This window comes from Agrobacterium sp. 6Ca8 (genome assembly GCF_055382765.1).
The window spans coordinates 590,489-610,706 of record NZ_AP026434.1; the positions used below are offsets into that span (position 1 = coordinate 590,489).

At 59.1% G+C, this 20,218-nt stretch carries 18 protein-coding genes and 1 pseudogene; 11 read left to right on the top strand and 8 right to left on the bottom strand.

From position 1 onward, the window contains the following. The first annotated feature begins 68 nt into the window (after nt 1-68). Nucleotides 69-2,497: pseudogene (locus ACZ5A6_RS16920) on the top strand (glucose/quinate/shikimate family membrane-bound PQQ-dependent dehydrogenase). Nucleotides 2,498-2,764: 267 nt separating this feature from the next. After that, on the top strand, nt 2,765-4,195 hold the full coding sequence (locus tag ACZ5A6_RS16925; protein ID WP_111789776.1) for a mannose-1-phosphate guanylyltransferase/mannose-6-phosphate isomerase: 1,431 nt from the start codon (nt 2,765-2,767) through the stop codon (nt 4,193-4,195). 86 nt (nt 4,196-4,281) lie between these two features. On the opposite strand, the gene ACZ5A6_RS16930 is transcribed toward ACZ5A6_RS16925, so the two are convergent. Next, nucleotides 4,282-5,007, bottom strand: a complete 726-nt coding sequence (locus ACZ5A6_RS16930) for a CPBP family glutamic-type intramembrane protease (RefSeq protein WP_065704079.1) — start codon at nt 5,005-5,007, stop codon at nt 4,282-4,284. A 305-nt stretch (nt 5,008-5,312) separates the two neighbouring features. On the opposite strand from ACZ5A6_RS16930, the gene ACZ5A6_RS16935 reads away from it, so the two are divergent. From ACZ5A6_RS16935 to ACZ5A6_RS16960, 6 genes are all read left to right on the top strand, one after another. Continuing rightward, the gene (locus ACZ5A6_RS16935) at nt 5,313-6,545 is read left to right on the top strand and encodes an ABC transporter substrate-binding protein (RefSeq protein ID WP_026330684.1); all 1,233 of its coding nucleotides are present in this window, start codon (nt 5,313-5,315) and stop codon (nt 6,543-6,545) included. A 141-nt stretch (nt 6,546-6,686) separates the two neighbouring features. Beyond that, entirely contained in the window at nt 6,687-7,589 is a 903-nt protein-coding gene (locus ACZ5A6_RS16940; protein WP_003510951.1) for a carbohydrate ABC transporter permease, read from the top strand. Further along, nucleotides 7,582-8,523 carry a carbohydrate ABC transporter permease gene (locus ACZ5A6_RS16945; RefSeq protein ID WP_003510950.1) on the top strand — a complete coding sequence of 314 codons (942 nt, stop codon included), beginning with the start codon at nt 7,582-7,584 and terminating at the stop codon, nt 8,521-8,523. The genes ACZ5A6_RS16940 and ACZ5A6_RS16945 overlap by 8 nt, the downstream gene beginning before the upstream one ends. A 5-nt stretch (nt 8,524-8,528) precedes the next feature. Next, nucleotides 8,529-9,617 carry an ABC transporter ATP-binding protein gene (locus ACZ5A6_RS16950; RefSeq protein WP_003510949.1) on the top strand — a complete coding sequence of 363 codons (1,089 nt, stop codon included), beginning with the start codon at nt 8,529-8,531 and terminating at the stop codon, nt 9,615-9,617. Nucleotides 9,618-9,677: 60 nt separating this feature from the next. Further along, nucleotides 9,678-10,442, top strand: coding sequence for a sugar phosphate isomerase/epimerase family protein (locus ACZ5A6_RS16955; protein WP_065704077.1), 765 nt, complete (start codon nt 9,678-9,680; stop codon nt 10,440-10,442). A 22-nt stretch (nt 10,443-10,464) separates the two neighbouring features. Then, the gene (locus ACZ5A6_RS16960) at nt 10,465-11,598 is read left to right on the top strand and encodes a Gfo/Idh/MocA family protein (protein ID WP_003510945.1); all 1,134 of its coding nucleotides are present in this window, start codon (nt 10,465-10,467) and stop codon (nt 11,596-11,598) included. Between the two features lie 249 nt (nt 11,599-11,847). Here the strand turns inward: ACZ5A6_RS16960 and ACZ5A6_RS16965 are convergent, their stop codons facing one another. After that, entirely contained in the window at nt 11,848-11,985 is a 138-nt protein-coding gene (locus ACZ5A6_RS16965; RefSeq protein ID WP_464111194.1) for a hypothetical protein, read from the bottom strand. Nucleotides 11,986-12,210: 225 nt separating this feature from the next. Here ACZ5A6_RS16965 and queC point away from each other — a divergent pair, with 225 nt between their 5' ends. The 3 genes from queC to queE are packed head-to-tail and all read left to right on the top strand — an operon-like array spanning nt 12,211 to nt 14,029. Further along, the gene (gene queC / locus ACZ5A6_RS16970) at nt 12,211-12,921 is read left to right on the top strand and encodes a 7-cyano-7-deazaguanine synthase QueC (protein WP_112292094.1); all 711 of its coding nucleotides are present in this window, start codon (nt 12,211-12,213) and stop codon (nt 12,919-12,921) included. Next, a complete protein-coding gene (gene queD, locus ACZ5A6_RS16975; protein ID WP_003510937.1) occupies nt 12,921-13,277 on the top strand; it encodes a 6-carboxytetrahydropterin synthase QueD in 357 nt (118 codons plus the stop codon). Before queC ends, queD begins: the two co-directional genes overlap by 1 nt. Next, nucleotides 13,274-14,029 (top strand): 7-carboxy-7-deazaguanine synthase QueE, encoded by a 756-nt coding sequence (gene queE / locus ACZ5A6_RS16980; RefSeq protein ID WP_013761593.1) that lies wholly within the window; start codon nt 13,274-13,276, stop codon nt 14,027-14,029. Before queD ends, queE begins: the two co-directional genes overlap by 4 nt. A gap of 102 nt (nt 14,030-14,131) precedes the next feature. Here queE and ACZ5A6_RS16985 read toward each other — a convergent pair whose 3' ends face one another. The 6 genes from ACZ5A6_RS16985 to ACZ5A6_RS17010 all read right to left on the bottom strand — a co-directional run bounded on the left by ACZ5A6_RS16985 (nt 14,132) and on the right by ACZ5A6_RS17010 (nt 20,203). Then, nucleotides 14,132-15,181 carry a Gfo/Idh/MocA family protein gene (locus ACZ5A6_RS16985; protein WP_003510934.1) on the bottom strand — a complete coding sequence of 350 codons (1,050 nt, stop codon included), beginning with the start codon at nt 15,179-15,181 and terminating at the stop codon, nt 14,132-14,134. A 6-nt stretch (nt 15,182-15,187) separates the two neighbouring features. Then, nucleotides 15,188-15,973, bottom strand: coding sequence for a ThuA domain-containing protein (locus ACZ5A6_RS16990; protein WP_112292095.1), 786 nt, complete (start codon nt 15,971-15,973; stop codon nt 15,188-15,190). Nucleotides 15,974-16,029: 56 nt separating this feature from the next. Beyond that, nucleotides 16,030-17,058: an ABC transporter ATP-binding protein gene (locus tag ACZ5A6_RS16995; protein ID WP_013761592.1), complete on the bottom strand. Its 1,029-nt coding sequence runs from the start codon at nt 17,056-17,058 to the stop codon at nt 16,030-16,032. Between the two features lie 10 nt (nt 17,059-17,068). Further along, complete coding sequence (locus ACZ5A6_RS17000; protein ID WP_003510927.1) at nt 17,069-17,902, bottom strand: carbohydrate ABC transporter permease; 834 nt, start codon at nt 17,900-17,902, stop codon at nt 17,069-17,071. Further along, a complete protein-coding gene (locus ACZ5A6_RS17005) occupies nt 17,899-18,873 on the bottom strand; it encodes a carbohydrate ABC transporter permease (protein WP_003510926.1) in 975 nt (324 codons plus the stop codon). The genes ACZ5A6_RS17000 and ACZ5A6_RS17005 overlap by 4 nt, the downstream gene beginning before the upstream one ends. 64 nt (nt 18,874-18,937) lie before the next feature. Continuing rightward, nucleotides 18,938-20,203: an ABC transporter substrate-binding protein gene (locus ACZ5A6_RS17010; RefSeq protein ID WP_111789780.1), complete on the bottom strand. Its 1,266-nt coding sequence runs from the start codon at nt 20,201-20,203 to the stop codon at nt 18,938-18,940. Between the last annotated feature and the right edge of the window lie 15 nt (nt 20,204-20,218).

Consider the following 20,218-nt stretch of genomic DNA (forward strand, 5'->3'; position numbering starts at 1 on the left):
GGCCGGGCATTGAAAGATCATCGGGCGTCAGCCTTCGCGGCGGCTCTCCTAACCGGATATTTAATTTCATGAGTAAACCAGCAACCTCAACGTCGCTTGCAGCCAGATTATGGCTCTTCGTGCTCGGCGCTGTCATTGTCGCTGCGGGACTGTTCTTCGCCATTGGCGGCGGGCAGCTCGCAACACTCGGCGGCAGCCTCTATTTCGTCTTTGCGGGTATCGCGCTGATCGTCTCCGGCTTGCTTATTCTGCTGCGCAAGCCTGCCGGCGCGCTCCTGTTCGGCCTTGTCTTCATCGTTAGCGGTGTTTGGGCAGTGTGGGAAGCCGGACTGCACTTCTGGCCGCTCATCTCCCGCCTGCTGGCGTTGGGCGTGGGCGCCACGGTGGTTGCGCTCTCCTATCCGCTGCTGCGGCGCGCGGCTGGCAAGACGCCTGCTTACGGCGCGTCCTTTGCCCTTGCTGGCGTTCTGGCCATTGCGTCCGCTGCCGGTTTTGCCGGCATGTTCGTGCCGCATCCGACCGTCGCCTTCAAGGGTGAGGTTGCTGCACTGACGCCGGTAACGCCGGAAAATGAGCAGAAGAACTGGGAACATTACGGCAATACGGCGGGCGGCAGCCGCTTTGTTGCGCTTGACGAAATCAACCGCGATAACGTCAAGAACCTTGAGGTGGCATGGACCTATCGGACCGGCGACATCCCGATCAGCCCCGGCGCGAACGGTGCGGAAGATCAGGAAACGCCGCTTCAGGTCGGCGACACCGTGTTTGTGTGCACACCGCACAACAATGTCATCGCCCTCGACGCCGATACCGGCGCGCAGAAGTGGAAGACCGAAATCAACGCCAAATCCACCGTCTGGATGCGTTGCCGTGGTCTCGCCTATTTCGATGCCAAGGCGCCGCTGAAGCAGCCGACCGCTCCGGGCGCAACGCCTGTCACCCCGGCGATCGTAGCTGACGGCGCGCTTTGCCAGCGCCGCATTCTCATGAACACCATCAACGCGGAACTCATCGCGCTCGACGCCGACACCGGCGCGTTTTGCCCGGATTTCGGCACCAACGGCCGCGTCGATCTGAAGATCGGTCTTGGTGATGCGCCGGACCCGCAATATGTGCTGACATCGGCCCCCACACTGGCCGGCACCACCGTCGTGGTCGGCGGGCGTATCGCTGACAACGTACAGGTGGATATGCCTGGCGGCGTGATGCGCGGTTTCGACGTTGTGACGGGTGAGCTTCGCTGGGCTTTCGATCCCGGCAACCCTGAAATCACCAAACTGCCGCCCGAGGGCCAGACCTACACCCGTTCCACGCCGAACGTCTGGGCATCCATGTCCTACGATCCGGAGCTGAACACGGTCTTCATGCCGGTAGGCAGCCCCTCGGTCGATCTTTATGGCGCGACGCGCACACCGCTCGATCATAAATACGGCGCTTCCATGCTGGCGCTCGATGCCACGACCGGCCGCGAAAAGTGGGTCTACCAGACGGTTCATAACGACCTATGGGACTTCGACGTGCCGATGCAGCCGAGCTTCGTCGATTTCCCGAAGGCTGACGGAACGACCGTTCCGGCTCTGGTCTTCGGCACCAAGGCCGGTCAGATCTATGTGCTGGACCGTGCGACTGGCCAGCCGCTGACCAAGGTGGAAGACGTTCCGGTCAAGGCCGGCAACATTCCGAACGAGCCATATGCACCAACGCAGCCGCGTTCGGTGGGCATGCCGCAAATCGGCGCGCAGACGCTGACGGAAGCCGATATGTGGGGTGCCACCCCTTTCGATCAGCTTCTTTGCCGTATCGCTTTCAAGGGCATGCGTTATGAAGGCCTCTATACGGCGCCGGGCACGGACCTCTCCCTCGCCTTCCCGGGTTCGCTCGGTGGCATGAACTGGGGCGGCATCTCGACTGACCCGACGACCAACACAATCTTCATCAACGACATGCGCCTCGGCCTGTGGATTGAGATGAAGGAAGCTGCTCCCACCAAGGCAACGGCAAGCGGCGGCGAAAGCGTCAATACCGGCATGGGCGTCGTTCCCATGAAGGGCACGCCCTATGCGGTGAACAAGAACCGTTTCCTGTCTGCTCTCGGCATTCCCTGCCAGGCTCCACCCTATGGCTCGATGACTGCGATTGACATGAAGACGCAGCAGATCAAGTGGCAGGTTCCTGTCGGCACCGTTGAGGATACCGGTCCGCTTGGCATCAAGATGGGTCTGCCGATCCCGATCGGCATGCCCACGCTCGGCGGAACGCTTGCCACCCAGGGCGGTCTCGTCTTCATCGCCGGCACACAGATTATTATCTGCGCGCCTTCGATACGGCGACCGGCAAGGAAGTCTGGAAGGCCCGCCTTCCTGTCGGCAGCCAGGGCGGCCCGATGAGCTACAAGTCTCCGAAGACAGGCAAGCAATATGTCGTCATCTCGGCCGGCGGTGCACGTCAGTCTCCTGACCGTGGCGACTACGTGATCGCTTACGCGCTGCCGAACTGATCCTGACAGGTCATCGCTCTGAAAACGGAAACCCGGGCCATTCGCCCGGGTTTTTCTTTGCGGCCTGTCAAAGCCATTGATCGCCCTTTGCGCGGAACCTCACCCTGTGCGTTGCGTTAGCAAAACGGGTCCGACATTCACCAAGCTTTCACAAGGCGAACTTATGAGCTTGCGCTTATCCGCCCGTGAACCGATGATGGCAGCATTGGTAAATATGTATATTGTCCGGCCCGCCGGAAGTTTTTTAAAGTTGGAAAGGTTTTTATTGTGACGGAACAATCTCGAAAGATCACGCCGGTTCTTCTTGCTGGTGGGGCGGGATCACGGCTTTGGCCGGTATCGCGCGATCAGTTGCCCAAGCAGTTCCAGCCGCTGGTCGGCAATCTTTCGACCTATCAGCAGACACTGACGCGCGTGGCCGACAAGGCGCTTTATGCCGAGCCGCTGGTGATCACCAACGAGGATTTCCGTTTCTTCGCCCGCCGCCAGGCTGAGGAGATCGATCTTCCGGCGACGGTGGTTCTCGAACCCGCCCGCCGCGACAGTGCCGCCGCCATGGCCGCTGCCGCCGTGCTGGCCGAGCGCCGGGAGCCGGGATGCCTCGTGCTGGCGCTCGCCGCCGACCATGTGGTGCTGGATGCCGACAAATTTTCAGAGTCCGTGAGGCTTGGCGCCAAGGCCGCCGATCAGGGCAATATCGTCGTTTTCGGTCTGGTGCCAACCGAGCCGCGCACCTCTTACGGCTACATCAAGCCTGGTGAAGCAATTGATGGTGAGGCTGACTTGAGCATCGTCGAGGCATTCGTGGAAAAGCCGGACGTGAAGACGGCAATCTCCTATCTGGAGAAGGGGTATCTCTGGAACTCCGGCAACTTCCTGTTCCGTTCCGACGTGATGATTGCCGAACTCAAGGCATTCGCGCCGGAAATTCTTGCGGCAGTAACGAAGTCGGTCGAACAATATGAAAGCGACCTTGGCTTCGTGCGCCTGCATCAGGCGAGCTTCGAAGCCTCTCCGAAAAACTCCATCGACTATGCGGTGATCGAGAAGACCAAGCGCATGGCGGTGGTGCACGGCCATTTCCGCTGGTCGGATATCGGCAGCTGGGACGCGATCTGGGAAATCGCCGACAAGCACGGCAACGACAATGCGCTCGAGGGCGACGGCGTCTTCATCGATTCCGAGGGCTGCCTGATCCATTCCACGCAATTGCTGACGACCGTGGTGGGGGCAAAGGATTTGGTGGTGGTGGCTACCAAGGATGCGGTTCTGGTGGTGCCGAAAAACCGGGTTCAGGACGTGAAGGGCCTGGTGGAGACACTGAAGGATGGCGAACACGCGCCGCGGACGCAAGCGCACAGGCGAGTGTATCGTCCATGGGGTTACATCGAACATATGTATGTGGACGAGCGCTACCGCGTGGGCCACATCACGGTTGATCCTGGCCACCGCATCTCGTTCCAGAAACACTATCACCGCTCGGAGCACTGGATCATCGTCAAGGGCACGGCAACCGTAACGATTGGCGACGAAACCCGGCTGCTGACGGAAAACCAGTCCGTCTATATCCCGATTGGTCAACCGCACCGGCTTGCCAATGAGGGGCAGATTCCGCTCGAGTTGGTCGAAATCCAGACCGGCGCCTATCTTGGCGAAGACGACGTCATCCGCATCGAGGATGATTATAAGAGGCATTAGGACTGCTGCGCGCACCGACGCGGCATTTTATCCCGGCCGGCGAGGCCGGGATGATAAATCCCTGACTTATCTGTCGGCTCGACGGATCAGGAGACAGTTGCATTCACGCAGTGGGCGAAAGCGTGGGAAAGCATCGCTGCTTCCAGCCCGCGACGCCAGAACAGCCACCCGAACATCAGTCCGGGGATAAAATTGCCGAGCATGACACTGACAATCAGCAATGGTTGCGGATGAACGGGAATGGCAAACAGAAAGGGCAGGTGGCCCACGGCAAAAAGGGCCGCTGCGATAAAAATTGCATTCCACAGCATGACCGGTTGGACTTGCCCCTTGCCCACTATTCGCCAGAGCACCCATGCGAATAATGTCATCAAGCCCCATCGGGTCAGCAGCTCCTCCGTTATGCCACCATAGAGAACCCGGGTGACACGTGGGACTTCAAACGCCGCCATTTTTTCCATGGTTGCCGTATCGGTGAAGGCAGGCAGGATCACAGACGAATAAGCGATCATCAGCAGGCCGACGATAAGACCCGTCAGCAAAGCTGCTGGGGCTTGCCTGCGCAAGACTGGCCCGAACCCGGTTCCTTTCAGCCAGGCATCGATCAGCGGAGTGCCGAGCCCGAGTTTGCCGGCAAGCGCTTGACCCGTCGCCACCGCAGCAATGATCAGGACTGCCGGCTGGACGAGCATCACAACCCGTATCGTGAAGGAAAGATCCTGTCCCGCCGCCAGTCGTTCGAACGGTGCGAGCAAAAGCGATAACACGCCCGCCAGACCGATCATCAAAAGAATGTGCCAACGTTTTGCCATCGCTCACCTTATGTTCGCCCGTCCATGCGGGCTTGGCACTCTGTGCGCAGGAACCGACGCCAAAGTCGGAAGACTATGAAGATGCTACGTTGCCTGCAGATTACCGGTGCGCAGTCTTTGTCGTGCCATTCGGCATCCTTCCAATTTCCCAATCTTCTTTCTCAACAAAATCTAGCCGTTCGGCACGTTTGTAGCTGCTCGACACAGCGCGGCGAGCTGCGGCGAGATTCATTTTTTAGGCGGTTGCCTAATCAAAAATCTTCGCTTACGTTCCAACTGCAACGTTTCAGTGAGGGAGGAGACTCATGCGAATGCGCTTTATTTCTGCGGCCTTTTTGGCCAGTGTTATGATTCCGGCGGGTGTCGCTGGGGCTACCGATCTTGAAGTTACCCATTGGTGGACATCGGGCGGTGAAGCCGCTGCCGTTGCCGAACTTGCCAAGGCTTTTGATGCCACCGGCAACAAGTGGGTGGACGGCGCTATTGCCGGTTCGGGCGGCACCGCCCGTCCGATCATGATCAGCCGTATCACCGGCGGCGACCCGATGGGTGCCACCCAGTTCAACCATGGCAGACAGGCCGAAGAGCTGGTGCAGGCCGGCCTGATGCGCGACCTGACCGACGTTGCCGAAAAGGGCAAGTGGAAAGACGTCATAAAGCCGGCAAGCCTGCTCGACAGCTGCACCATCGACGGCAAGATCTATTGCGCGCCGGTCAACATCCATTCCTGGCAATGGTTGTGGCTTTCCAACGAAGCGTTCAAGAAAGCGGGCGTCGAAGTTCCCAAGAACTGGACTGAATTTGCTGCCGCAGCACCGGCACTGAAAAAAGCCGGCATCCAGCCGCTCGCGCTCGGCGGTCAGGCATGGCAGGCCAATGGCCTGTTCGACACGTTGACGCTTTCGATCGGCGGCAAGGATCTTTATCAGAAGGTCTATGGCGACAAGGATGCCGAAGCAGCGGCCGGTCCTGACATGGCCAAGATTTTTGCGGCCGCCGTCGAGGCCCGCGACATGGCCAAGGGCACAAATGTTCAGGACTGGAACCAGGCCACCAACATGGTCATAACAGGCAAGGCCGGCGGCCAGATCATGGGCGACTGGGCGCAGGGCGAGTTCCAGCTTGCCAACCAGAAGGCGGGTACGGACTACACCTGCCTGCCGGGTCTCGGCCTTAATGACTATCTCACCACCGGCGGCGACGCCTTTTATTTCCCGCTGCTGAAGGATGAAGCAAAATCCAAGGCGCAGGACGTTCTGGCCGCAACCATCGTCGATCCTAAAACGCAGGTGGCTTTCAACCTTAAGAAGGGCTCGCTGCCGATCCGTGGCGACGTCGACCTCAATGCGGCCAATGACTGCATGAAGAAGGGTCTGGAAATTCTGGCCAAGGGCAATGCGCTGACCAGCACAGACCAGCTGATTTCTGCTGATACGCAGAAGCAGAAAGAAGACCTGATGGCAGAGTTTTTTGCCAGCGCGATGACTGCAGAAGATGCACAGAAGCGCTTCGCCGGCATCATCGGTTCCGCTGACTAACCGCAACCTCTTGTGCGGCGGGTGGCATCCATCCGCCGCAAGCTCCCTGCGGGATGCGTAAACGCGCAAGCCCGGAGGATTGGGGCAAGGTCTTTGAGACCTTGCCTGGCTATCAACGGCAACGTTACAGGAGGGTCATCCATGGCGGGTCTAGCGCGCTCCGGCCGCCCCAACCAGCTTTTCCGCAATCTCAATTCGAAGATTGCTTCCATTCCCATGATATTGACCGCCGTCGTGATTTTTCTCGGCGGAACGGTCTGGACGGTGATTTATTCATTCACCAATTCCAAGCTTCTGCCACGTGCAAGCTTCATCGGTTTCGACCAGTATGAGCGGTTGTGGGCCGCGCCGCGCTGGATCATTTCCATCCAGAATCTGGCGATCTACGGCATTCTGTCGCTGATCTTCAGTCTGGTGATCGGCTTCGTGCTGGCGGCGCTGATGGATCAGAAGATCCGTTTCGAGAACACCTTCCGCACCATCTTCCTTTATCCCTTTGCTCTGTCGTTCATCGTAACCGGCCTTGTCTGGCAATGGCTGTTGAACCCGGAATTCGGCATTCAGTCGGTGGTCCGCTCGATGGGGTGGGAAAGCTTCACCTTCGACCCGCTTTATAATTCCGAGATCGTTATCTACGGCATCCTGATTGCTGCGCTCTGGCAGGGCACGGGGCTCGTCATGTGCCTGATGCTGGCCGGTCTTCGCGGCATAGACGAGGATATCTGGAAGGCGACGCGCGTCGACGGCATTCCGATGTGGAAGACCTATATCCTCATCATCATTCCCATGATGCGGCCGGTCTTCATCACCACGCTTGTCATTATCGCGAGCGGCATCGTCAAGGTGTACGATCTGGTGGTGGCGCAGACCAGTGGCGGACCGGGCATCGCATCCGAAGTGCCGGCGAAATATGTCTACGACTACATGTTCCAGGCGCAGAACCTGGGGCAGGGCTTTGCCGCCTCCACCATGATGCTTCTGACCGTCGCCATTATCGTCATTCCATGGGCGTACCTCGAATTCGGAGGCAAGAAGCGTGGCTAATATCAGCACATTGAACACGGTCGCCGCCGCAACCGATGCGGTTGCCACGGACCTTTCCGGTCCCCGCGGCAAGAAGCCGAAAAAAACGTTTTCCCGCCGCAACATCATTCTCTATGGCACGCTGTTTGTCGCTGCCGCCTACTACCTGCTGCCGCTTTACGTGATGGTCGTCACCTCTCTGAAGGGTATGCCGGAAATACGGCTCGGCAACATTTTCGCGCCACCGGTGGAAATCACCTTCGAACCCTGGGTGAAAGCCTGGGCGAATGCCTGCACCGGGCTGAACTGCGACGGGCTTTCACGCGGCTTCTGGAACTCGGTACGCATCCTCATACCGTCGGTCGTGATCTCGATCATCGTGGCTTCCGTCAGCGGTTACGCCATCGCGAACTGGAAGTTCAAGGGTTCGGAACTGTTCTTCTCGATCCTCATCATCGGCGCCTTCATCCCCTATCAGGTAATGATCTACCCGATCGTCATCGTGCTGCGCGAATTGGGCATTTATGGCACGCTGACCGGCCTCGTGATCGTGCACACGATTTTCGGCATGCCGATCCTGACGCTGCTCTTCCGCAACTATTTCGCGTCGCTGCCGGAGGAATTGTTCAAGGCGGCACGTATTGATGGCGCCAATTTCTGGCAGATCTATTTTCGCATCATGCTGCCCATGTCGCTGCCGATCTTCGTCGTGGCGATGATCCTGCAGGTCACCGGCATCTGGAACGACTTCCTGTTCGGCGTCGTGTTCACGCGGCCGGAATATTACCCGATGACGGTGCAGCTCAATAATATCGTCAACTCCGTGCAGGGCGTGAAGGAATACAACGTCAACATGGCTGCAACCCTTCTCACCGGGGCCGTGCCGTTGATCGTTTATTTCGTCTCCGGCAGGCTTTTCGTCCGTGGCATCGCCGCAGGCGCAGTAAAAGGTTGAGTTATATGAACAAAAGCGTTTCCATTCGCGATCTTTCCCTGTCCTTCGGTGCCGTTACCGTCCTGAAAGACCTCAATCTCGATATTTACGACGGCGAGTTCCTCGTGCTGCTCGGCTCTTCCGGCTGCGGCAAGTCGACACTTCTCAATTGCATTGCGGGCCTTCTGGAGCCAACCGACGGGCAAATCTTCATCAAGGACCGCAACGTTACCTGGGAGGAGCCGAAGGATCGTGGCATCGGCATGGTGTTCCAGTCCTATGCGCTTTATCCGCAGATGACGGTGGAGAAGAACCTCTCCTTCGGCCTTCAGGTCGCCAAGGTTCCGAAAGAGGAAATCGACCGGCGCGTCAAAAGGGCGGCGGGCATATTGCAGATCGAACCACTCCTGAAGCGCAAGCCCGCCGAGCTTTCCGGCGGCCAGCGCCAGCGCGTGGCGATCGGCCGGGCGCTGGTGCGCGATGTGGATGTGTTCCTGTTCGATGAACCGCTTTCCAACCTCGATGCCAAGCTGCGCTCGGAACTGCGCGTCGAGATCAAACGGCTGCACCAGGCGCTGAAAAACACCATGATCTACGTGACACACGATCAGATCGAGGCGCTGACACTGGCTGATCGTATCGCCATCATGAAAAGCGGCGTCATCCAGCAGCTTGCCGATCCCGTCACCATCTACAACAAGCCAAGGAACCTCTTCGTCGCGGGCTTCATCGGTTCGCCCTCGATGAATTTCCTGCGTGGCGAATTGATCGAGAAGGACGGCAAGGTGGTCTTCACCACCAACGGCGTCACCTTCTCACTGGATGGTTATCAGCCGGAGGCGCCGCTTGTCGCCGGTCGTGCCGTGGTTCTCGGTGTGCGTCCCGAACATGTGCGCGTCGATGCCGACATCGTCAGCGGCGAGGTGCATGAGGCGATCGTTGACATCGAGGAGCCGATGGGCGCCGACAATCTGATCTGGCTCAAACATGCCGGTCATACCTTGTCCGTGCGCGTTGGCGGCCACAGGCGGTTTGCGCCGGGCACCCGGGTTCGCCTCGGCCTAGACCTCACCATGGCCTCGCTGTTCGACGCACAGAGCGAAGAGCGGCTTTAGGAAGGGCCCCGTTTTACCCCCAACACCATCCCAAGCACCCACATCTCTATGGAGGAGATAATGACAGAACTCGGTTTCCAGCTTTACAGCGCCCGCAATTTCCAGCCGTTTTCCAATATTTTGAAGAAGCTTTCGGCGGCTGGTTACAAACATGTCGAAGGTTACGGCGCCATGTACGCCTCGCTTGATGACGCTGGGTTGAACAGCCTGCGCTCCGAACTCGATGCCAATGGTCTTGCCATGCCGACCGGCCATTTCGGCCTTGACCTTCTCGAGGGTGATCCGAAAAAGGCTCTGAACATCGCCAAGGTTCTGGGCGTGGAAGCGATTTATTGCCCTTACCTGATGCCCGACCAGCGCCCGGCGGACGCGGCTGGTTGGTTCGCCTTCGGCAAGCGCCTGCAGGAAGCGGGTAAGCCATTCGTGGATGCCGGGCTGACCTTCGGCTGGCACAACCACGATTTCGAGTTCCAGGTGCTCCCGGACGGCTCCACCCCGCAGGAGCAGATTTTTGCCGGCGGACCGGACCTGAAATGGGAAGCGGATATCGCCTGGATTATCAGAGGCAATGCCGATCCGCTCGCCTGGATCGAAAGCTACGGCAAGCGCATTACCGCCGTGCACGTGAAGGACATCGCACCATCAGGCGAAAATGCGGATGAGGACGGCTGGGCGGATGTCGGCCACGGCACGGTGGACTGGAAGGCCCTCGTGGCAGCACTGAGGGCAAAATCCGCCACGAAACATTTCGTGGTCGAACACGACAATCCCAAGGATATCGATCGGCTGATCACTCGCTCCATCGCATCCTTCAAAACCTATTGAGCATCAATCCGGAGTTTTCATCATGCAAAGGGAACTGGGCGTCGGCATCATCGGGTGCGGCAACATCTCGTCTGCTTACTTTTCGCTGGCACCGCTCTTCAAGGGCATCAAGGTGCTGGCCTGCGCCGACCTTAACCGCAATGCGGCGGAACTGAGGGCAGAAGAATTTGGTGTCACGGCGCAGTCGATCGAGGAACTCCTCGCCAACAAGGACATCGACGTGGTGGTGAACCTCACCATTCCCGCCGCGCATTTTCCCGTGTCGAAAGCGGCACTCGAGGCGGGTAAACACGTCTATTCGGAAAAGCCGCTGGTGCTTTCGCTGGAGGAAGGCGAGGAGTTGCGGCGCATCGCCCGCGAGAAGAACCTTTCCGTTGGCTGCGCGCCTGATACTTTCCTTGGCGGCGCGCATCAGCTTGCCCGGCAATATATCGACGAGGGCAAGGTCGGGCGCATCACCTCCGGCACCTGCCATGTGATGAGCCCCGGCATGGAGATGTGGCACCCCAATCCGGGCTTCTTCTTCCTGAAGGGGGGCGGGCCGATCCTTGATCTTGGCCCCTATTATGTGGCGAACCTCATCAACCTCATCGGCCCGGTCAAGCGCGTTGGCGCACTGACATCAATGGCCAACCCCACCCGAACGGTGACCAGCCAGCCGCTGAACGGCGAGATCATCCCGGTAGAAACGCCTACCAACATCCATGCGCTTCTGGAATTCGTGAACGGAGCAACGATCACACTTTCGGCCAGCTGGGATGTGTGGTCGCATCGCCACGCCAATATGGAACTTTACGGTACGGAAGGATCGATCTACGTGCCGGACCCCAACTTCTTCGGCGGTGTGGTGGAGGCGAGCGGACGCGACAAAAATATCCAGCCGCTGGAAGACTGGGCGCATCCCTTCGGCATTGCCAACCAGGAAAGCCCGAATGGCCCGCGCGCCAACTATCGCACGGCAGGCCTGGCCGATATGGCGATTGCTATCCTTGAAGGCCGCGATGCCCGCTGCTCGCTGGATCGCTCCCTGCACGGTATCGACGTGATGACCTCCATCCTCAAATCCGGGGAAGAAGGCCGCTTCATCGAGATGACCACAACCTGCACGCAGCCGGCAGCACTCGGCATCGAGGAGGCGCAGGCGCTGCTGCGCTGAGCCCGGTCTATCGAAAAAAAGAGCCCGGCGCACTGCCGTTTTGCCGGGCTCCTTCCGCTCCGCCGCATCATGGCGAGCTTCGTGTCTCAAAAGCCGATGAAAAAACCAAGCCAGCGTGCGACGGTCGTGACCATCCAGATCAGGAAGACGAACGGGGCGATCCCTATCGTGGCGACGAGCGTCGCGGAGGCTATGAAAAGTAAGACTGCAAGATTGCGCCTGAGCCCTGGGCGTCTGTTGCCGAGTGCCTTATCCATGACGCACGGTGGCCATCAGCCTACGAACGGTAAGGGTGACATAAAGCGTGCCTGCCAACGCCATCAAAATGCCGGAGCCGATGGAGTTGAGATCGCTTAGCGAAAAGAGGAACATAGAACCGGCCGCCATCGGCAACATCCTTCAAGAACTGCAACGTTCAGTCCGTTCTAGATCAAGCCGGTTTCCCGCTTATGTCGCGATTGTTTCGTCTTGTTGCTGCGGCGGGGCAATTTCGTGGATTGCGCGGAATTTCCGCTATTTCCGCAAAGCCCTTCACAATCGCTTCGCTTTGGTTTAAAGCCGCCCCCGTAATCCGGTCGCAGCCCACCCGGTCAAAACAAGGGATCCCAACGTATGAAAACCATCGTCATCTGCTCCGGCGGATTGGACTCCGTTTCGCTTGCGCACAAAATCGCGGCGGAACATGAACTTTTCGCTCTTGTCTCCTTCGATTACGGCCAGCGCCACAAGAAGGAGCTGGATTTCGCAGCCGACTGCGCAAAACGTCTCGGCGTGCCGCATCATCTCATAGACATCACAACCATCGGCGCGCACCTCACCGGTTCCGCGCTAACGGACGATATCGACGTGCCGGACGGACATTATGCGGAAGAGACAATGCGCTCCACGGTGGTCCCGAACCGCAACGCCATCATGCTGACCATCGCCTTCGGCCTTGCCGCCGCCCAGCAGGCGGATGCGGTGGCGATCGCCGTGCATGGCGGCGACCATTTCATCTATCCCGATTGCCGGCCGGGCTTCATCGACAGCTTTAATGCCATGCAGGCGCATGCGCTGGAAGGCTACGCAGACGTCACCTTGTTTGCGCCCTATGTCACCGTCTCCAAAGCGGCGATTGTGACTGACGCGGTCAAATACGGGACCCCATTTGGCGAAACCTGGTCCTGTTACAAGGGCGGCTCTCGCCATTGTGGCCGTTGCGGCACCTGCGTGGAGCGGCGCGAGGCCTTCCATCTGGCAGGTGTTACCGATCCGACGGACTATGAGGACCCGGATTTCTGGGTGGCGGCCACCCATGCCTATGCGGCACAGGAGGTGCGTTGATGTTTCGCATCACCAAGGAGTTCCATTTCTCCGCCTCTCACCAGCTGAAAAGCCTGCCCGCCGACCATCAGTGCGCCCGCCTGCACGGGCATAATTACATCGTTGAGGTCGAACTATCAGGCGAAGAGCTGAACGAGCACGGTTTCGTGCGTGATTACCACGAACTCGCGCCGCTGAAGCGCTACATCGACGATCATTTCGATCATCGCCACCTGAACGACGTTCTCGGCCATGACCGGGTCACCGCGGAATGTCTGGCGAAGCACTTTTACGATTGGTGCAAGACGAGCCTGCCGGAAACCAGCGCCGTGCGAGTGAGCGAAACCGCCAAGACCTGGGCGGAATACCGGCCATGACGGCGGCTGCACAGAAAGTTGCAGCGAAGGAAACAGCGATCCGCATCAGCGAAATCTTCGGCCCGACCATTCAGGGCGAGGGTTTGCTGATTGGTCTGCCCACCGTTTTCGTTCGCACTGGTGGCTGCGATTACCGCTGCTCCTGGTGCGATACGCTGCATGCCGTCGACAGCGAGTATCGCGACACATGGAAACCGATGTCCGTGGAGGCGATCTGGCAGGAGGTGCGACGGCTTTCCGGCGGTGTGCCGCTGACGGTGTCGCTTTCGGGCGGCAATCCCGCCATCCAGCCCCTTGGGCAACTAATCGCGAAGGGGCAGGGCGAGGGCTATAGGTTCGCGCTGGAAACGCAGGGCAGCATCGCAAAAGACTGGTTTGGCGATCTCGATCATCTGGTGCTAAGCCCGAAGCCACCATCGAGCGGCATGGAAACCGACTGGCAGGCCTTTGAAGACTGTCTTGCCGCCGCCGGCGATGGACCGCAGGTGGCGCTGAAGATCGTCGTGTTTGACGATGCGGACTATGCTTATGCCAAGGCTGCATCAGCCCGTTTCCCGCATTTGCCGATTTACCTCCAGCCCGGCAACCACACCCCGCCGCCGCCTGATGACGACAACGCGCGTGTGGATATCGATGGTATCATGGATCGCATGTTGTGGCTGGTGGACAAGGTCAGCGAAGACCGTTGGTTTTCCGCCCGGGTGCTGCCGCAGTTGCATGTGCTCTTGTGGGGGAATAGGCGAGGCGTTTGAGGTAGTACCTCCGTCACGCAGCGCTAGATTCGGGGTGACGGGAGATAATAGTACACGCTGCAGTATTGGAAGCGGCGGCTTACGCCGCCGCGCCCTTGCAATTCAAGCAGAGACGGCCAGCTCCCGCCGTTCGCGGTCGGCGATGATCGAGAGATCAAGCACCTTCTGCAAATTCGCGGCGTGGCGGAAGTCCGGGTCAGCAATGCCACCTTCCATGACGGCCTTGGCGAATTTTTCGTAATTCGTCGGCACCGGGTCGACATCGATTGTCTTCCAGATCGCCTTTTCCACATCGTCGCCGATGCAGGCTCGCAGGCTGGAATAGTCAGGCGTGTGAATCACTTCCAGCGCACCCTTGTCGCCGTGGATGCGCAGGCGCAGTTCGTTGAGATGGCCCGTTGCCCAGCGGCTGGCGTGAATGACGCCCATGGCGCCGTTTTCCAACTCGGCGGTCATGGTGAAGCTGTCATTGGCGTCAAGATCGTAGGCGCCGATCTTGTTGCCTTCATATTTGTCGAAGGTCTTCAGACGCGTGAAGATGCGCTCCACATCGCTGCCCGCGCCATAGGAGGCGAAGTCGAGAATGTGGATGCCGACATCACCCAGAACACCGTTTGAGCCGTGCTTGGTGGAAAGCCGCCACAGCCACTTGCTCTCCGTCATCCAGTCGCCCCAGGCCTTGGAAACGAGCCAGCTCTGGAGATAGGAGGCTTCCAGATGGCGCACCTTTCCGATCTTGCCGGCCAGCACCATTTCGCGTGCCGCCTGCAAGGGGGCGACATTGCGATAAGTGAGGTTGACCATGGCAACAAGGCCCGCTTTTTCTGCGGCATCGGCCATTTCGGCGGCCTTGGCGTAGTTCTCCGCCAGCGGCTTTTCGCAGAAAACATGTTTGCCCGCCGCCAGAAGCTTGAGGCTGGTCGGGTGGTGGATGGCATCCGGCGTGACGTTTGCCGCCGCGTCGAACTCGCCCCAGGCAATCGCGTCATCCAGCGAGGTAAAGGAGAGTGGAATGTTGTGGCGAAGCGCAAAGCCCCGCACAACCACATCATCCACATCCACCGCAGCCACCAGTTCGACGCCGGGGATTTGCGAGAAATATGTGGCATGGTTGTTGGCCATGCCGCCGGTTCCGAGAATGAGAAGTCTCATGGCTGTTTACCTGTAACCTGCTTCGCCTGCCTTGTGCAGCTTGGGGCCGCGTTCTTCGATAGGCTCCAGCGCCTTGTCGACGGGAACGTTAGGGGCGTCATGAATGCTTTTCAGTGCGCCGACCGGATTATAGGCCCATTTCACCGAATTGCTGATGACCTTCTGTACATTGGCGTCGTGATAGGTCGGATAAGTCTCGTGACCGGGGCGGAAATAGAAGATGTTGCCTGCGCCACGGCGCCAGGTAAGGCCGGAACGGAAGACTTCGCCGCCCTGGAACCAGGAGATGAACACGGTTTCCAGCGGCTCCGGCACGGAGAACTGCTCGCCATACATCTCTTCGTTTTCCAGCTCGAAATGCTCGGGCAGGCCGGCTGCAATCGGGTGGCGCGGATTGATCGTCCACAGGCGTTCGCGTTCGCCCGCCTCACGCCACTTAAGCGCGCAGGGCGTGCCCATCAGTCGCTTGAAAGGCTTGGAGAAGTGGCCGGAATGCAGGACGATGAGGCCCATGCCTTCCCAGACACGCTTGGCAACGCGCTCGACGATTTCATCCTGAACCGCACCGTGGTCCTTGTGGCCCCACCAGACCAGAACGTCGGTCTTGTCCAGACGCTCCTGCGAAAGGCCGTGTTCCGGTTCCTGAAGCGTGGCGGTGGTGGCGCTGATCTCAGGGTTGGTATTCAGCGCATCGGCAATCGTATTGTGCATACCATTAGGGTAGATCGAACGCACCGTCTCGTTGATGTGTTCGTGGATATTTTCGCCCCATACAACGGTGTTGATGGTCATTTTCTTGCTCCTTGGTGAAAGCCGGAAGCTTGGGTGATCCGGCGAAAGTTAACTGTTCAGGCGGCGCCGCGCACGGGATTGCGCGCAAGGGCCTGGCCCTGCGCGTCGAAGCGGTGGATCTGCGCCGCATCCGGCACGAGAACGATTTTTTCTCCCGGCTTGCGGTCGGTCACACCTTCCTCACGAACGACGATGGGTTCGCCAGCACCAATCTCGACATAGATGTAGCTGTCCGATCCCAGCATTTCCGAATGGATGATTTCGCCGTTCCAGCCGGTCTCACCGGCACCGATCGCAAGGTGTTCGGGGCGGATGCCGATGGTCGCGGCACCTTCGACTTCCGCATATTTGCCGGCAAGGAAGTTCATCTTCGGCGAGCCGATGAAGCCGGCAACGAAGGTGTTGACCGGGCTTTCGTAAAGCTCGAGCGGCGTGCCGATCTGTTCGACGCGGCCATCGCGCAGAACGCAGATGCGGTCGGCAAGCGTCATGGCTTCCACCTGATCATGGGTGACGTAGATCATCGTCGTGTCATGCATCTCCCGGTGCAGCTTGGCGATTTCGAGACGGGTTGCGACGCGCAGCGCCGCATCGAGGTTGGAGAGCGGTTCATCGAACAGGAACACCTTCGGATCACGCACGATGGCACGGCCGATGGCGACACGCTGGCGCTGGCCGCCGGAAAGCTGCTTCGGCAGACGTTCCAGATAGGGCGTGAGCTGCAGCATTTCCGCTGCCGCCTCTACACGCTTGCGGCGCTGCTCCTTGTCGGCGCCTGAGAGTTTCATGCCGAATGCCATGTTTTCGAATACGGTCATATGCGGATAAAGCGCATAGGACTGGAAGACCATGGCGACGCCACGCTTGGCGGGTGGCAGGCGGTTGACGGCCTCTCCGTCAAAGGAGAGCGTGCCGCCAGTGATTTCCTCGAGCCCGCAGATGAGGCGTAGCAGCGTGGACTTGCCGCAACCGGAAGGGCCGACGAAAACCATGAACTCGCCGGAGCGGATGTCCATGTCGATGCCCTTGATGACATCGAAGGCGCCGAAGGATTTGCGAAGATTGCGCAGTTGAATGGTGGTCATAAGTTTTCTCCTAGCCTTTGACGCCGCCGGCGGTGAGGCCGGAAATGATGCGTCGCTGGAAGATAAGAACGAGGACGACGAGCGGGGCGGTGACGATGACGGAGGCCGCCATGATCGTTCCCCAGGGGATTTCAAACTGCGAACCGCCCGAAAGAAGTGCGATGGCGACGGGCACCGTGCGCTGTTCGTTCGATGAGGTAAAGGTGAGCGCGAAGAGGAACTCGTTCCACGCCGCAATGAAGGCGAGGAGCCCTGTGGTGACGAGCGCCGGCCACATCAGCGGCATGAAGACCTGGGTGATGATGACCCATGGCGTTGCGCCATCGACGATTGCCGCTTCCTCGATTTCGATCGGCAGGTCGCGCATGAATGTCGTCAGCACCCAGACAGTGAAGGGCAGGGTGAAGATCATGTAGGAAAAGATCAGCGCGAGCGGCGTGTTGAAGATGCCAGCCCAGCGGATGAGTTCGAACAGGCCGGCGAGAACGGCGATCTGTGGAAACATCGAGACCGAGAGGATGGTGAGCAGAAGCAGCGAGCGGCCGCGGAAACGGACACGGGCGAGAGCATAGGACGCCGTTACCGCAAGGAACAGCGACAGTACGACGACTGAAGATGCAACGAACAGCGAATTGCCGAGATTGCGCAGGAACGTGCCGTTGCCGATGACGAAGTTGTAATTGGTCAGCGAGAATTCACGCGGCCAGTAATTCACCTGGAACAGCGCTGAGCCGGATTTCAGGCTGGTCAGTATCGCGTAATAGAACGGGAATACCGAAATCACCATGATGACGGCGACCAGCGCATAAAAGGCGGTGGTTTTCAGGATGCTTGGCAGGGTCATCGCGAAGCTCCATCTGTGTTGACGCGCCCGAGCCACATATAAACGACTGTTATCGAGGCGATGATGAGGAACAGCATGGTGGAAGCGGCTGCGCCATAGGCGAACTTGTCGAAATCGAACAGGTTCTCACGCGCCAGCACCGACATCGTGCGGGTCTGGGCGTTATTCGGCGTCAGAATGTAGATGAGGTCAAAGACGCGCATCGCATCCAGCATACGGAAGATGACGGCAACCATGAGCGCTGGCCGGATCATGGGCAGGGTGACGCGGAAGAACACTTTGACGGGGTGGATACCGTCCACCTTCGCCGCCTCATACATGTCCTTCGGCACCATTTGCAGGCCGGCGAGAATGAGCAGCGCCATGAAGGGCGTCGTCTTCCAGATATCGACAATAAGAACGGCGACCATTGCGGTGTCCGGATTGGCGGTCCATGCGATCTTGTGGGAGATCAGCCCGAGATTGAGGAACAGGTCGTTCAAGATACCGAACTGGTCGTTCAGCATCCACGCCCACATCTGCGCCGAAACGATGGTGGGAATGGCCCATGGAACGAGGATGGCGGCGCGCACGAGGCCGCGTCCCTTGAATTCCGCGTTCAGCACCAGCGCAACGATAAGGCCGAGAACGGTTTCGAAGCTGACCGAAAGGATGGTGAATTTCAGCGTGTTCAGAACCGCGCCCCACCAGGCGGGATCAGCCAACAGGCCGCGATAGATGGTTCGGCCGCTGCTGAGCGTGATCCAGGTGAGGTAGTTCTTGAAGCCAACGAATTGTGCGCCGTCGAGATTGGTCAGCGACGCGTCGGTGAGGCTGAACCAGACGGTGCGTACCAGCGGCCAGCCGGCCACCATCGCAAGTACCAGAAACGTGGGGGCAAGGAACAGCCATGCGGATTTCAGGCGTTCCGACTGAAGGTCGGAGCCGGTGCCGGATGCCGCGGCCGGTCTTTGAAGGGCGGTATCGTTCATGGGGATATCTCGCAGTTGGGGTGTGGGAAACGCTCAGGCGAGACCGCTTCCCACACGGGCCGGATTACCAGCCGTTGCCTTTGAGATCGGTCAATTCGACTTCAAGGAGCTCAAGGTTTTCCGCCGCCGTGCCGTTGCCGGAGAGCGTGTTGTGCACGGCACCCCAGAATTTGGCCGAAACCTCGTTGTATTTCACCTTCGCCGAGGCAGAGGGGCGTGGAACGGCGGTCTGGAAAATTGGCTTCCATGTCGGCATGAAAGGCTGTGCGTCCGCGACATCCTTGTCGTCGTAAAGCGAGGCGATCGTGGGCATGTTGGAAAGCTGGATCGCACGCATCTTCTGGGTATCCTTCGATGCGAGGAACTTCACGAGCTGGATGGCAGCTTCTTGATCGTCGGAATATTTCGAAACGGCGAGGTTCCAGCCGCCGAGCGTTGAGGCGGGTGCCGCACCCTCTTCACCGGCCGGCAACGGCGTGACGCCGAATTTGCCCTTGATGGCGCTGTCGGCACCGTTTCCAAGCGCATATGCATAGGGCCAGTTGCGCATGAAGACAGAATTGCCGGTCTGCCAGACGCCGCGTGCTTCCTCTTCCTTGTAGGCAAGCACGCCCTGCGGCGCGATGGTGCCGACCCAGCCCTTGGCGGCTTCGATCGCGGCTGCGGCTTTCTCGTTGTTGATGGAGATGTCGCCGTTGGTCTCAACGATATGACCGCCACCGGCGGATGCAATCCATTCCAGCGCGTTGCAGGTCAGACCTTCATAGGCGCTGCCCTGGAAGACGAAGCCCCAGAGGTCCTTCTGCCCGTCTTCGCGTTCCTTGTCCTGAATTTCCTTGGCGGTCTCGCCCAGTTCCTTCCAGGTTTTCGGCGGCTGCTTGCCGTATTTTTCCAGAAGGTCCTTGCGGTAGAACAGAGCGGGTGCATCGGTGAACATCGGCATGGCGACGAGCTTGCCGTCCACCGTCTGTGACGCCACGATGGAGGGGAAATGATCGCCAATGACATCCTTGGTTGCTTCGGTCAGATCCACGAATTGGTCGGAGAGCTGCGGCGCCCAGATCACGTCCGTCTGGTAGACGTCGACATCCTTGTTACCCGCTGCAAGCCATAGCCTGTACTGGCTGAACTGCTCACTGGACGATGACGGCATGGTGACGAGATTGACCTTGTGGCCGGTCTCTTTTTCGAAGGCGGCGATCCGCTCCTTGAAAAATGCAATGTTCTTGCCGGTCGAGTTGGCGGCGATGGAAAGTTCGGCCGCCTGCGCGGAAACTGCCGCAGACAGCACGCTGCCACACAGCAACAAAGTCTTCATGGAAATATTCATTGTCAAACTCCTCCG

Bases quoted from the DNA above. Each gene is read 5' to 3' on its own strand.
- ACZ5A6_RS16930 (WP_065704079.1), bottom strand. From the start codon at position 5,007: ATGGCAAAACGTTGGCACATTCTTTTGATGATCGGTCTGGCGGGCGTG.
- ACZ5A6_RS16935 (WP_026330684.1), top strand. From the start codon at position 5,313: ATGCGAATGCGCTTTATTTCTGCGGCCTTTTTGGCCAGTGTTATGATT.
- ACZ5A6_RS16940 (WP_003510951.1), top strand. From the start codon at position 6,687: ATGGCGGGTCTAGCGCGCTCCGGCCGCCCCAACCAGCTTTTCCGCAAT.
- ACZ5A6_RS16950 (WP_003510949.1), top strand. From the start codon at position 8,529: ATGAACAAAAGCGTTTCCATTCGCGATCTTTCCCTGTCCTTCGGTGCC.
- ACZ5A6_RS16955 (WP_065704077.1), top strand. From the start codon at position 9,678: ATGACAGAACTCGGTTTCCAGCTTTACAGCGCCCGCAATTTCCAGCCG.
- ACZ5A6_RS16960 (WP_003510945.1), top strand. From the start codon at position 10,465: ATGCAAAGGGAACTGGGCGTCGGCATCATCGGGTGCGGCAACATCTCG.
- ACZ5A6_RS16965 (WP_464111194.1), bottom strand. From the start codon at position 11,985: ATGGCGGCCGGTTCTATGTTCCTCTTTTCGCTAAGCGATCTCAACTCC.
- queC (WP_112292094.1), top strand. From the start codon at position 12,211: ATGAAAACCATCGTCATCTGCTCCGGCGGATTGGACTCCGTTTCGCTT.
- queD (WP_003510937.1), top strand. From the start codon at position 12,921: ATGTTTCGCATCACCAAGGAGTTCCATTTCTCCGCCTCTCACCAGCTG.
- queE (WP_013761593.1), top strand. From the start codon at position 13,274: ATGACGGCGGCTGCACAGAAAGTTGCAGCGAAGGAAACAGCGATCCGC.
- ACZ5A6_RS16985 (WP_003510934.1), bottom strand. From the start codon at position 15,181: ATGAGACTTCTCATTCTCGGAACCGGCGGCATGGCCAACAACCATGCC.
- ACZ5A6_RS16990 (WP_112292095.1), bottom strand. From the start codon at position 15,973: ATGACCATCAACACCGTTGTATGGGGCGAAAATATCCACGAACACATC.
- ACZ5A6_RS16995 (WP_013761592.1), bottom strand. From the start codon at position 17,058: ATGACCACCATTCAACTGCGCAATCTTCGCAAATCCTTCGGCGCCTTC.
- ACZ5A6_RS17000 (WP_003510927.1), bottom strand. From the start codon at position 17,902: ATGACCCTGCCAAGCATCCTGAAAACCACCGCCTTTTATGCGCTGGTC.
- ACZ5A6_RS17005 (WP_003510926.1), bottom strand. From the start codon at position 18,873: ATGAACGATACCGCCCTTCAAAGACCGGCCGCGGCATCCGGCACCGGC.
- ACZ5A6_RS17010 (WP_111789780.1), bottom strand. From the start codon at position 20,203: ATGAATATTTCCATGAAGACTTTGTTGCTGTGTGGCAGCGTGCTGTCT.